This window comes from Undibacterium sp. SXout20W (genome assembly GCF_049340285.1).
GTDB lineage: Bacteria > Pseudomonadota > Gammaproteobacteria > Burkholderiales > Burkholderiaceae_D > Undibacterium.
In genome coordinates this window covers 18,966-32,136 of the sequence record NZ_JBMPPH010000044.1, presented here as the reverse complement: position 1 = coordinate 32,136, position 13,171 = coordinate 18,966, and the positions used below count along the sequence as shown (strand labels likewise).

The window sequence follows — 13,171 nt, the reverse complement described above, 5'->3', positions numbered from 1 at the left end:
CGCCAAATTTTTTGGACAATACTGTCGCAATCGCTGCTGTCAGTGTAGTTTTACCGTGATCAACGTGACCAATTGTACCGACGTTGACGTGCGGCTTGGTGCGTTCGAACTTACCTTTTGCCATTTTATTCTTCCTTCAAAAAGAACGATTTATTAACATAGTACCTACCCCGCTGGGGGTAGGTTTATTTGATACGAATTACTTAGCTTTGGATGTTACGATTGCATCGATAACGTTCTTAGGCGCTTCAGAGTAGTGCTTGAATTCCATGGAATAAGTTGCACGACCTTGAGTTGCTGAACGCAGGGATGTAGAGTAACCAAACATCTCAGACAAAGGTACTTCAGCTTTAATGATTTTGCCGCCACCGCCAGCAATTTCATCCATACCTTGCACCATACCACGACGGGAAGACAAGTCACCCATCACAGTACCAGCGTAGTCTTCTGGTGTTTCGACTTCAACAGCCATCATTGGTTCCAGAATAACTGGGCTTGCTTTACGGCAGCCATCTTTAAACGCCATCGAACCCGCCATACGGAACGCGTTTTCGTTGGAGTCAACGTCATGGTAAGAACCGAAGAACAGTGTCACTTTAACGTCAACCACTGGGTAGCCAGCCAATACACCGGAGGTCAAAGTTTCGCGAACACCTTTTTCAACTGCAGGAATGTATTCACGTGGAACAGTACCGCCTTTGATCGCGTCAACGAATTCGAAACCTTTACCTGGTTCTTGCGGTTCGATCTTCAATACCACGTGACCGTATTGACCACGACCACCAGATTGCTTAACGAACTTACCTTCGATCTCTTCGCAAGTTTTGCGAATTGTTTCGCGGTAGGCAACTTGTGGCTTACCAACCGTTGCTTCCACGTTGAATTCACGCTTCATACGGTCAACGATAATGTCCAGATGCAACTCGCCCATACCGGCGATAATTGTCTGACCAGATTCTTCGTCTGTGCGTACGCGGAACGATGGATCTTCAGCAGCCAAGCGGTTCAATGCCAAGCCCATTTTCTCTTGGTCAGCCTTAGTTTTTGGCTCAACAGCTTGAGAAATAACAGGCTCTGGGAACACCATACGTTCCAGAACAACGATTGCTTTTTCATCACACAGCGTATCACCAGTTGTTGTGTCTTTAAGACCAACAACTGCAGCGATATCACCGGCCATCATTTCTTTGATTTCTTCGCGTTGGTTCGCATGCATCTGAACCAAACGGCCGATACGTTCTTTTTTCTCTTTAACAGAGTTATAAACGCTATCGCCAGAATTCAATGTACCTGAGTAGCAACGGATAAAGCACAATTGACCAACGAACGGATCAGTTGCGATTTTAAACGCCAACGCAGAAAATTTCTCTGTGTCTTCCGCTTTACGAACCACTGGCTCATCATCGTCATTCACGCCAGGAACTGGTGGAATATCAACTGGAGATGGCAAGTATTCAATCACCGCATCCAACATCGCCTGAACGCCTTTGTTCTTAAATGCTGTACCACACAGCATAGGAACGATTTCGGAAGCGATGGTACGTGTGCGCAATGCTTGCTTGATGTCAGCTTCAGACAAATCGCCTTCTTCAAGGTATTTGTTCATCAATTCTTCATTGGCTTCAGCAGCAGCTTCAACCATGTTTTCACGCCATTTTTGCGCTTCAGCCAACAGATTTTCAGGGATATCACGGTACTCGAACTTCATACCTTGAGATGCTGTATCCCAGAAGATCGCTTTCATCTTGACCAGATCGATAACGCCTTCGAACAAATCTTCAGCACCAATAGGTACTTGCAATGGCACTGGGTTAGCTTTCAAACGTGCACGCATTTGATCGTACACTTTGAAGAAGTTCGCGCCAGTACGATCCATTTTATTAACGAATGCCAAACGTGGAACTTTGTACTTATTAGCTTGACGCCATACAGTTTCAGACTGAGGCTGAACACCACCCACCGCACAGTAAACCATGCAAGCACCGTCGAGAACACGCATAGAACGTTCAACTTCAATAGTGAAGTCAACGTGGCCTGGTGTATCGATGATGTTGATGTGGTGAGGAGCGAAGTTGTTCGCCATACCGCTCCAGAAGCAAGTTGTCGCTGCTGAAGTAATAGTAATACCACGTTCCTGCTCTTGCTCCATCCAATCCATGGTAGCAGCGCCGTCATGCACTTCACCGATTTTGTGATTTACACCGGTGTAGAACAGAACGCGTTCAGTTGTCGTCGTTTTACCTGCATCAATGTGAGCGGAAATACCGATATTGCGGTAGCGCTCAATGGGGGTCTTACGGGCCATAGATAATCCTAAATCTTTTAATGGACAAAACCGAGCGCAATTTTCTGTAAAAATCGCGCCCGGCCTGATTCAAAATACTTGCCAGAGCCGTTGCATAAATATCATACAAAGGCTCCCTACTCTTACTCTTAGAAGCGGAAGTGAGAGAAGGCCTTGTTGGCTTCAGCCATACGATGGACTTCATCACGTTTCTTCATTGCACCGCCACGACCTTCAGCGGCTTCCAGCAACTCTCCACCCAAACGTTGTGGCATGGATTTTTCGCTACGCTTGTTAGCGGCTTCACGCAACCAACGCATAGACAAAGCTAAGCGGCGAACTGGACGAACTTCTACAGGCACCTGGTAGTTTGCACCACCAACACGGCGGGATTTAACCTCAACCAGTGGTTTTGCATTGTTGATTGCCAGAGCGAACACTTCCAATGGATCTTTACCAGATTTTTGTTGGATGTGGTCGAATGCACCGTAGATGATGCCTTCAGCAACAGACTTCTTGCCGGACAACATCAATACGTTAACAAATTTTGCTACTTCTACATTACCGAATTTTGGATCCGGCAATACGTCCCGTTTCGGGACCTCACGACGACGTGGCATTTCAATTCCTTTCAATCTTCAGTTGAGCACCAAATAACACTTTACTGGCACTCGCGACAGGCCATCATAACCGGTCACTTACTCGGCTCATTCCGAACCGACACTGATCCGTAAATTTTACGGAGATTAAATTACGAGATAATTACTTCTTAACTGCCTTAGCGCGCTTAGAACCATATTTGGAACGAGCTTGCTTACGGTCTTTGACGCCTTGAGTATCCAAAGCACCGCGAACCATATGGTAACGAACACCTGGCAAATCCTTAACACGACCACCGCGCAACAAAACTACGCTATGTTCTTGCAGGTTATGACCTTCACCGCCGATGTACGAAATAACTTCGAAACCGTTGGTCAGGCGAACTTTGGCAACTTTACGCAAAGCCGAGTTAGGCTTTTTTGGAGTTGTAGTATAAACGCGGGTGCAAACGCCACGTTTCTGCGGGCTGTTTTCCAGCGCCGGCGATTTGCTCTTTACACGTGCGGAAACACGTGGTTGGCGAATCAGTTGATTGATGGTTGGCATCGTTTTTAATCCAACAAAATACAACGTTAAACACAAACCCGGAAACGGTTGCCCGGGAACTAAGAATCATTTTTTACGTCCGTTTATATTCAGACGAGCCCGATTTTTCCTGAATCTGCCTGCTTTTTAAGCAATACGTTCACATGGTTATTTGCAAACAAAACACTAAAAAGTGGAAACCCAAAATCGAGAACTCGCAATTTTATGCCCCATTACACAAGCATGTCAACGCTTTTTATTCAGATTGCAGTTGACAGAAGACGTGAAACACGGCCTATCAGAGTAGGAAATTACACTGAAAAATCAAGGTTTTCTGCAGAAAGCCCTCGTTTTAATTCATTTTTTCTGGCCTTGAAGCATGGTCATTGAATCAATAGATCTGTTGCGAAGACGCACCACGACCGCCACAAATCATTTATATTGTCGCGCTTTCCCGCAAATGCACAGCATCATACGATGCGATGCGTATTGACTGAGATTAAGCGAAGACTGATATAGAGTTCCCCATTTTTTTGAATCTCCACAGATTGGCAAGTGATCCGACAATGCGTTTTTTACTCCGACCAAGCACAGTTTTCTTATTAGGCAGCTACATTTTGTTGTCGGCAGTCGCTTTTTTCCCACTCGTTCTTGGTAAGCCGGTCGGTCACGCCTGGCAATTATTTATTACGGAAACGCTGACCTGGGTCGTATTCTGGGCTGTCTTTCAGCGTCCACGCTGGTTTCACTATGTATTGCTGCCGTCCATGCTCGCGGTTCCTATCGAGATTTATCTCCGCATTTATTTCGGACAAGGAATCTCCACACATCATTTGGGCATTATCGTTGAGACAAGTCCCAAAGAGGCGATGGAATTTTTAGGGCAGAAAATCTGGCTATTAGTTTTTTTGGTAGTAGCGATATGCGGCTGGTGGTGGGCATTATTAAAAGCGGCAAAAGCGACGCCAGAACTGGAATGGCGGCATTATTCACGTTGGATTGTCATTTTATTTGCAATTATTGGTATCTGCATATGGGAATATGGCAGTTGTGTGGGTATTGCCGCGCAGCCAGTTCCAGCGCAAGACAGCAGCGCAGCGAGTGACGACGATGATGATGCATCAAGCAGCGTTTCGACCACAGAAACCAAAGGAAAAATACTCAGCAACCCGACGCTGGAAAAGCTAAGGCTGCGTCTCGTTAATAACCCCGGTAAGTTACCCGCCTGGGCTAGTATTCCTTACAGCGAAGACGTCATGACGCAAACGTGGCCATTTGGTCTTGTATCCTATGCCATAGATTTCTGGAGTGAGCGTAGTTATTTAAACGAGTTATCCGAAAAAAATCGTCATTTCCAATTTCACGCCACACTCAATGGCGATCCGCTCCTACCACAGACAGTTTTGCTGGTGATAGGCGAGTCATCACGCTTCGATCGTTGGAGTCTCAACGGTTACCAACGCCAGACTAATCCACGACTCGAAGCGGAGGATAATCTGGTCACTTTACGCGATATGATCACGCCAGTATCGGCGACCAGGCTCTCTGTGCCTATCATTATCTCGCGCAAGCCTGCAACACAAGGTTTAAGAGCAGGGTTCTCTGAGAAATCGTTAATCACCGCTTACAAGGAAGCTGGCTTTAAAACCTTTTGGATTTCCAATCAGATGAGTTTCGGCAAATTTGACACTCCTGTTTCTGCATTTGCTAAAGAAGCTGACGTTACCGAATTTTTGAATTTGGGTGGTTTTACTAATAGCTCCAATTTTGATGATGTCCTTTTAGAACCGCTGAGTCGCGCCATGGCGGATCGGAACAATAAAAAGCTGATCGTCTTGCATACCTTGGGTAATCATTGGAACTACAGCCACCGTCATCCTAAGGCATTTGATCTTTGGCAACCTTCGCTCTATGGCATCGTTGACCCCGAATACACAGATCTTAAAAACAAAGAGGCCTTAAACAATAGTTACGACAACTCGATTTTGTACACAGATAAGATTTTGGATGAGGTGATCCAGCGACTGAAGGCGAGCACTCAACTAACCTCGATGATGTATGTCTCCGATCATGGTCAAACTTTGTATGATGGAAGTTGTCCACTGGCTTTCCACGGACACAATACACAATATGAGTTCCATATTCCTGCCTTTGTCTGGTATTCGGACGCCTACCAGGAACAGTTTCCAGAAAAAATTGAACAGTTACGTCAACATCAACAATTTAAACTGTCGACAGAAAACGTCTTTCATACATTGTTGGATATGGGAAATATTCAATATCCCGATGAAAAATTAGAATGGAGTATTTTAAACAGCAAATTGAAGAAACATACGCGCTATGTAGATAGTTATGGCTGGACTGACTACGACAATGCAGAGATCAGCGGCGCTTGCCACGAAGTCATCGCGAGAAAGCCGGCGCTGAAAAAGAAAAAAAGGAAAGTGAAATAGAGAATTAATCGGTGACTATGTGGCGTACTTTAGTGCCGATCATATTCAAAATTCAACACTTCGTTGCAGCATAGACGTTATCTCGCTTACACTTATTGAATGCCCACTGATATTCCACCAACTATTACTGTCAGCGCTGCCAATGAGCCACTCATTGTTGTGGCCGGAGCGTGGGTGGTCAACGCTTTGACCTATGAAGATCGTCTGGATGATCTGAATACGCAGCTCAATACCCTGTCCAAATTAAAAATCGCTCAATGGGATTTAAGGCAATTAAACAGTCTCGATCATGTCGGCGCTCAGACCTTATGGCGAGCATGGGGTAAACAACGTCCGCCAAACCTGATCATGCAAGCCAGTCACGAAGGCATTTTCGATCGCTTGGAATTAGTCAGCAAAATGCCATTGCCTATTAATCCGAAGCCACGCCTGACCCGGACCATGCTGCTCGGATCAAAAGTACTTATTTTTTTCGCACACTTGCTCAGTTTTATCGTTTTGCTAGGTCAATTAATTTTAGACCTGTGGCACTTTGCACGTCACCCGCTCAAAGGCCCATGGAAAGAATTGTCGGCGAATATTTACCGTATGGGCGCGCAAGCACTTGGCATCACCGCCTTGGTCGGTATCCTGATAGGCATCGTCTTGTCGTATTTATCTGCACAACAATTGCGGGCGTTCGGTGGAGACTTATATATCGTCAATTTACTTGGTATGAGCATCATTCGCGAACTAGGCCCTATGCTAGCGGCGATTTTAGTCGCCGGGCGTTCAGGTTCGGCAATTACCGCACAACTTGGTGTGATGCGAGTGACCGAAGAGCTCGATGCGATGAGTGTCATGGGAATACCACATGGTTTTCGTTTGATTATGCCAAAGGTCTTAGCCCTCATCATCGCCATGCCGCTTTTGATTATCTGGACCGATATCATGGCCTTAATCGGTGGCATGATTTCGGCGGAGGCCTTACTGGGTATGTCGCCAGCTTTTTTTATTTATAAATTGCCCGATGCTGTTCCATTGCTCAATTTCTGGATAGGATTAGGAAAAGGCGCTACCTTCGGATTACTCATCGCCCTGATTGCCTGCCATTTTGGGCTACGCATTGAGCCGAACACCGAGAGTCTCGGGCGCGGCACCACCAGCTCTGTTGTTATTGCCATCACAGTCGTGATTATTGCCGATGCGCTTTTTGCAATTATCTTTAGCAAAGCGGGATACTGATTGATGAAAACCGACAATATCATCGAGATTCAAGGCTTGCGCACACAGTTTGGCCGCACCGTCGTGCACGATAATCTTGAATTAAATGTCCGACGTGGTGAAATTTTGTCGATCGTTGGTGGCTCAGGTACTGGTAAAACTGTGCTGATGCGTCAAATGCTCGGACTTGAAATCCCTAAACGGGGCATCATCAACGTTTTCAATGAAAATATCCATGCGCGTAAAGCTGGACATTTAAATTATTTACGCAAACGTTCCGGCATGCTATTTCAGCACGGTGCACTGTATTCGGCCTTAAGTGTGTTTGAAAATGTGGCACAACCACTGCGTGAATTTGGAAAATTACCTGAAGAACTGATTACCGACCTCGTCTACTTAAAATTACAAATGGTCGATATTGCTTTTGAACATGCCCGAAAAATGCCGTCCGATCTCTCCGGAGGGATGGTTAAACGGGTCGCGTTAGCACGCGCTCTGGCACTCGACCCGCAGCTCCTTTTTTTAGATGAACCGACCGCAGGGCTTGATCCAGATCGCTCCGATAGTTTTGTACAACTGATACTTTCGTTACATCGACAACTTGGGCTGACCGTCATCATGGTAACGCACGATCTCGATAGTTTATTTGCGCTATCTAGCCGGATAGCGGTATTGGCTGAAAAACGCGTTATCGTGATTGGAACGCCGCAAGAGGTAGTGGCATTCCCTCATCCGTTTATTCAAAGTTTCTTCCTCGGCGGTCGCGGTATGCGTGCGATGGAAGTCATGACCCCTGCAGGGCAATAGGAAAACCATGGAAAACCGATCTCATGCACTCATCGCTGGTTTTTTTACCATCGCCTTAATCATACTCACCACGATCTTTGCGATGTGGTTGGGACACGATAAGATTCAACGTATCCCTTATGAAATCGTCACCAACTCCTCGGTATCAGGCTTAAATTTACAAGCCGCGGTGCGCTATAAAGGCATTAAAGTTGGCAATGTCACGGACATTAACTTTAATCCTAAAGTGCCTGGGCAAATCATGTTACGCGTCGAGGTCATCCCGACAACACCCGTGACCACTGCCACGTTCGCCACTTTGGCATACCAAGGCGTCACAGGTATTGCATTTATTCAGCTTGATGACGATAAACAGCCGGGTACGGAACTACTTGCAAGTAATCAGTTAGAGGATGCCCTGCCGCGCATCCCACTGCGCCCAAGTATTTTGCAAAATCTGGAGCAAAAAGGAATAGCGATTCTGGGACAAACCGAACAATTAACGCAACGGATCAATCAACTACTTGACCCACAAAATCCAGCCTCATTGATATCAACCATGGGGCATTTTAGTAAAGCGGCCGATCAATGGGGCGCTGTACCTGGTCAGATCGCGCCCAGCTTAGCCAAGCTGCCGGCACTGATAGATCAAACGCAAAATACGTTAATCTCAGTTAAAAATTTATCTGTTGATGCGAATAAATTTACACAAAATCTAAACCAATTAAGCAATCAATTGCAATCAAGCGAAGGTCCAATTGCCCATTTTAACAATGCATTGGATCAGATCAGCAATAGTGTTACCACGGAAACATTACCGCGTATTCAAACCCTCACTGGCGAGGCACGCAGCAGCTTGCGGATGCTCAACCGCACGACAGAAAATCTGAACGATAGGCCGCAGAGCATTTTGTTTGGCAACCCCGCGCCGTCTCCCGGCCCTGGCGAACCGGGTTTCGTAGCGCCAATTTCTGCCCCAGAATAAAGGAAAAAAAATGTCCCGCTTTCTTAATGCTTCACATTGTCGGAACGATACCAGGTCACTGAAAAAATTCAGTCTGATCAGTCTGCTTTGCTTCATATGCGGCTGTTCTGGCAATGCCGCTCTGCAGCGCCAGCAATATGATTTTGGTTTGCCATCGAGTGTCTCTACAACCATTCCGCAAACTACGGCACAAGTCGGTTTGGCGGATATTCAGGTAATTCCCGCACTCGACGGCAACGCGATGTGGTATCGACTCCAATACGATAATGAGCAGCAATTGAAGGCCTATGCCCAAGCACGTTGGAGTATGCCACCTGCGCAATTGCTCACACAAAGATTAAAAACACGCATGCTGGCAAATGGCTTGCAACTCGTCAGCAGCGGAGACAGCGTGGGTGCAAAATTGATATTGCATATCGAAGTGGATGAGTTTTCACAGGTATTTACAAGTACCAGCGCCAGTCATGCCCAAATTAACCTGCGTGCGATCGTGACAAAAGGAAAAACCGTCATTGCACAGCGTGGCTTTGTTGCTCACGCTCCGAGCCGTAGCGCCGATGCCGTTGGCGGTGCGCGCGCCATGCAAGAAGCGACTGACCTCCTCATTAATGAAATTCAGCAATGGCTAACCCCATTGATCGTAACGTAAATAGTGCATGACAACGCAACAGTCAGACATCACGGCATCCAACAAATTATTGCGCAGCTCACCGTTTGCACGCGCAAGTCTGGTCGCCTATTTGTTTTTAATTTTGTATGCAAGCTGGTATCCATTCAGTGGCTGGCGCGCCAATAATTTGTCGGCTTTACCTGACGTAATACGTCAATGGCCGCACTACTGGACACTATTTGACGTTAGCACAAATATCGTCGGTTATATTCCCTTTGGGATGTTGGCCGTGTTCTCCTTGTACCCTCGCGTGAACCGTTGGTGGGCGGTGTTGATTGGCATGGTATTTGGCTCAGTGGTCTCTGCAACCGCAGAACTTGTCCAATATTTTATCCCTAGCCGGGTCACGTCATTGCTCGACTTTGTGACAAACGCTAGTGGTGCCACAATCGGTGCAGTACTCGGCGCATTTTTGACACCGCTCATTCTGGAAAAAGGCCGTTTACAATTATTACGTAAGCAATGGACCTACAAGGAATCGAGTCGCGAAATCGTCTTATTAGGTCTGTGGCCGATGGCACAGTTGTATCCGCAAGCTTATTTATTCGGTATGGGGGAAATTTTTCCTATCATATCTCAGCAGCTTAGCTCTTTTTTTGATATGGATATCGACCTGAGTGCGCTACTCTTGCAGGGCATTGAACCGGACGCAGATGCCTATTTGCTGGCCGAAGCCTTAATCACGGCCTGCGGCTGCGCTGGTGCTCTCTTAATTTGTCTAAGTTTATTGAATCGCCATGCACCCAAATTCCTGCTATCGGCGATATTAGTGACGCTAGCAGTGATCTGTAAGTCATTAGCCAGTGCATTGTTTTTCAACCCGGAGTACGCGTTTGCCTGGCTAACACCCGGCGCTCGTGGCGGCTTGTTGATTAGCATTATTATGCTTTACGGCTTTTCGTTTGCACCCGTAAATGTTCAGAAACGTTTAGCGTTTATGTTACTGCTGACGGCGTTGGTCGCAGTCAACCTGCTGCCTGACAATCCCTACTTCGAAGTCACCATGCAAACTTGGGTACAGGGCAAATTTTTGAACTTTAATGGCGCCGCTCAGTTCTTATCGCTGTGCTGGCCATTTCTGGCTCTTTGGGCCTTGTTACGCAAACCACGCCCGGTAGCTAGCGAGATTGCAGTATCATAGCGTCTTGAATTGCATGTCATGGATGAATGACATGCTCCAACGAAACAATCATAAAAGCTCACCATGTCTGAACCTCTGTATTTTCAAAAGCATGTATTTTTTTGCATGAATCAGCGCGACGATGGTCGCCCTTGTTGTGCCGATCGCGGCGCCCAGGCGGCGCAAGAACATGCGAAACGCCGCGTCAAGCAGCTCGATATGAATGGTCATGGAAAGTTCCGCATCAACAAGGCTGGCTGCCTTGATCGATGTGACGAAGGCCCAGTGTTAGTCGTTTATCCGCAAGGAACCTGGTACACCTTTGTCGACCAAACTGACATCGATGAGATTATCGATGTTGATTTGATTGGTGGTGGTACCGTCGAACGTTTGAAATTATCGAATTCATGAATGCACAAACCGAACATTTTCTGATTACGGGCCCTGCTGGTGCCCTCCAATGCGCGCTCGATTTACCCGATCCTGAGATGATCGCATCGCCGATTGGCCTCGCGTTAGTCGCCCATCCGCACCCTTTATACGGCGGCACGATGGACAACAAAGTGGCACAAACTCTGGCACGTACCTTCACCGGTCTCGGTTATGCCACGGTTCGGATGAACTTTCGCGGCGTTGGTGAATCTGCAGGCACCCATGATGCCGGGGTCGGTGAAACAGACGATATGGCATTGCTGTTAGAGCATATGCGCAAGCGTTTTCCGGGGTTACCGGTTGCACTTGCGGGATTTTCTTTTGGTACCTTTGTACAAGCCTGCCTGCAGCAACGTCTGATGGCAAATAACCAGGCTGCAGAACGTTTGGTACTCGTTGGGGCAGCGGCAGGCAAGTGGGCGATGCCAGAAATTCCAGCCAATACGATTTTGATTCACGGCGAACTGGACGATACTATTCCTCTATCGGCGGTTCTTGACTGGTTACGTCCACAAGATATTCCAGTCACCGTCATCCCCGGCGCGGACCATTTTTTCCATCGCCGCCTGCACCATATTAAGCAATTGGTCAGCAGTTTGTGGGATAAAAACTAACAAACTCGCTATTTTGATGAAGCGCGGTTATCGCGAACTTATTCAAAAAAATTGCAATCACACCTCTTTTTTATATTTAATTTTAATTTTAATAAGTTGCATCAATGAAAAAATTTCTCGCCATTATTGCCACCACCCTGCTGACCATGTCTGCAGCAGTGGCACAGTCCTTACCGGCGCCAACCATCGCCGCCAGATCGTGGTTATTGCTAGATGTCACGAGTAGCCAGATAATCGCAGCGCAAGAACCCGACATGCGTATTGAGCCCGCCTCGCTGACGAAAATCATGACGGCTTATCTGGTCTTTACTGCACTTAATGAAAAAAAATTAGACTTGAATCAGAGCGTCAATGTTTCTACTCATGCATGGAAAGTGGATTCAAGTAGTTCAAAAATGTTCATTGAACCGAACAAGCCAGTGACGATTAATGAACTCCTGTATGGTTTGATCGTCGATTCAGGTAATGATGCTGCCGTCGCACTTGCTGAAGCGGTAGCAGGCAGCGAAGAAGCATTCGTCGTGCAAATGAATCGTCAAGCAGAACGTATCGGCATGAAGTCGACTCATTATGCTAATCCGCATGGTTTGCCGAGCCCTGAAAATTATTCAACGGCACGCGATTTATCAACCTTAGCAGCACGGCTGATCGGTGATTTCCCCGCTTTCTATAAAACGTATTACAGTACAAAAAGCTATACCTATAACAAGATCACGCAACCTAATCGGAACCGTCTGCTTTGGTTAGACCCTACTGTTGATGGTATGAAAACAGGTCATACTGAAACCGCTAAATATTGCCTGATTTCATCCGCCAATCGCCCCAATGGCAGTGGTCAGCGCCGTCTGATCTCGGTCATTACTGGCGCCGACAGTGATCAGATTCGCGCGCAGGAAAGTCTCAAATTATTGAACTGGGGTTATCTCAATTTTGATACGGTAAAACTGTATGCCAAAGGCCAGACTCTGGATACACCACAAGTCTGGAAAGGTTCTCAGGGACAAGTCAAAATTGGTTTTGATCACGACTTATATGTCACCCTGCCAAAGGGTTCAGCAGCCAAACTGAAGCCAGCCTTAGAACGCAAAGATCCGCTGATCGCGCCGATTGCTTTAAATAGCAAAGTCGGTACGGTCAAAATGATGCTTGACGGGAAGTCAGTTGCGGATTTCCCCGTCACTGCCTTGGAACAGGTTGATCAGGCAAGTATTTTGGGACGTGCCTGGGACTCGATCAGATTAATGTTTAAGTAAATTGATCGCCATAGCGATACAGCTACAGCTACTGCTACTGCTACAGCATTAATCATTTAACAATAACCGTCTCTTTAGAGGCGGTTATTTCGTTTCAGGCCTCCGCGACAACGGGGCTACTTTCAAGCGACGTCAAAGAACAATATTGATCACCACCATTATCAGTATTTCATGTATTTATAGCAATTAAAATAGCACTGCCAGCGGAATAAAATCAGGCGTAAAAGATAAATATAGTGTTGGCGG

General features: G+C 46.6%; 13 protein-coding genes. 9 read left to right on the top strand and 4 right to left on the bottom strand.

Annotation, left to right across the window (positions count from 1 at the left end; genetic code table 11):
- The 4 genes from ACO0K1_RS16970 to rpsL form a co-directional block, all read right to left on the bottom strand.
- A partial coding sequence (locus ACO0K1_RS16970; RefSeq protein WP_017454492.1) for a GTP-binding protein occupies nucleotides 1–124 on the bottom strand: 124 nt, incomplete at its 3' end.
- Between the two features lie 75 nt (nucleotides 125–199).
- Entirely contained in the window at nucleotides 200–2,305 is a 2,106-nt protein-coding gene (gene fusA / locus ACO0K1_RS16965) for an elongation factor G (protein ID WP_423027857.1), read from the bottom strand.
- Nucleotides 2,306–2,433: 128 nt separating this feature from the next.
- On the bottom strand, nucleotides 2,434–2,904 hold the full coding sequence (gene rpsG, locus ACO0K1_RS16960) for a 30S ribosomal protein S7 (RefSeq protein ID WP_162039546.1): 471 nt from the start codon (nucleotides 2,902–2,904) through the stop codon (nucleotides 2,434–2,436).
- 142 nt (nucleotides 2,905–3,046) lie between these two features.
- Nucleotides 3,047–3,430, bottom strand: coding sequence for a 30S ribosomal protein S12 (rpsL, locus tag ACO0K1_RS16955; RefSeq protein WP_186913921.1), 384 nt, complete (start codon nucleotides 3,428–3,430; stop codon nucleotides 3,047–3,049).
- Nucleotides 3,431–3,975: 545 nt separating this feature from the next.
- On the opposite strand from rpsL, the gene ACO0K1_RS16950 reads away from it, so the two are divergent.
- The 9 genes from ACO0K1_RS16950 (at nucleotide 3,976) to ACO0K1_RS16910 (ending at nucleotide 12,925) form a co-directional block, all read left to right on the top strand.
- On the top strand, nucleotides 3,976–5,862 hold the full coding sequence (locus ACO0K1_RS16950) for a phosphoethanolamine transferase (protein WP_423027855.1): 1,887 nt from the start codon (nucleotides 3,976–3,978) through the stop codon (nucleotides 5,860–5,862).
- A gap of 99 nt (nucleotides 5,863–5,961) precedes the next feature.
- Complete coding sequence (locus ACO0K1_RS16945; RefSeq protein ID WP_423027853.1) at nucleotides 5,962–7,086, top strand: MlaE family ABC transporter permease; 1,125 nt, start codon at nucleotides 5,962–5,964, stop codon at nucleotides 7,084–7,086.
- A gap of 3 nt (nucleotides 7,087–7,089) precedes the next feature.
- On the top strand, nucleotides 7,090–7,872 hold the full coding sequence (locus ACO0K1_RS16940) for an ABC transporter ATP-binding protein (protein ID WP_423027851.1): 783 nt from the start codon (nucleotides 7,090–7,092) through the stop codon (nucleotides 7,870–7,872).
- A gap of 7 nt (nucleotides 7,873–7,879) precedes the next feature.
- A complete protein-coding gene (locus ACO0K1_RS16935; RefSeq protein ID WP_423027849.1) occupies nucleotides 7,880–8,836 on the top strand; it encodes an MlaD family protein in 957 nt (318 codons plus the stop codon).
- 10 nt (nucleotides 8,837–8,846) lie between these two features.
- Nucleotides 8,847–9,485, top strand: coding sequence for an ABC-type transport auxiliary lipoprotein family protein (locus ACO0K1_RS16930; RefSeq protein ID WP_423027847.1), 639 nt, complete (start codon nucleotides 8,847–8,849; stop codon nucleotides 9,483–9,485).
- 7 nt (nucleotides 9,486–9,492) lie between these two features.
- Nucleotides 9,493–10,647 (top strand): VanZ family protein, encoded by a 1,155-nt coding sequence (locus ACO0K1_RS16925; protein ID WP_423027845.1) that lies wholly within the window; start codon nucleotides 9,493–9,495, stop codon nucleotides 10,645–10,647.
- 63 nt (nucleotides 10,648–10,710) lie between these two features.
- Nucleotides 10,711–11,037, top strand: coding sequence for a (2Fe-2S) ferredoxin domain-containing protein (locus ACO0K1_RS16920; RefSeq protein ID WP_423027843.1), 327 nt, complete (start codon nucleotides 10,711–10,713; stop codon nucleotides 11,035–11,037).
- A complete protein-coding gene (locus tag ACO0K1_RS16915; RefSeq protein ID WP_423027841.1) occupies nucleotides 11,034–11,672 on the top strand; it encodes an alpha/beta hydrolase in 639 nt (212 codons plus the stop codon). The genes ACO0K1_RS16920 and ACO0K1_RS16915 overlap by 4 nt, the downstream gene beginning before the upstream one ends.
- Nucleotides 11,673–11,776: 104 nt before the next feature.
- Complete coding sequence (locus tag ACO0K1_RS16910; protein WP_423027839.1) at nucleotides 11,777–12,925, top strand: D-alanyl-D-alanine carboxypeptidase family protein; 1,149 nt, start codon at nucleotides 11,777–11,779, stop codon at nucleotides 12,923–12,925.
- Nucleotides 12,926–13,171: the final 246 nt, after the last annotated feature.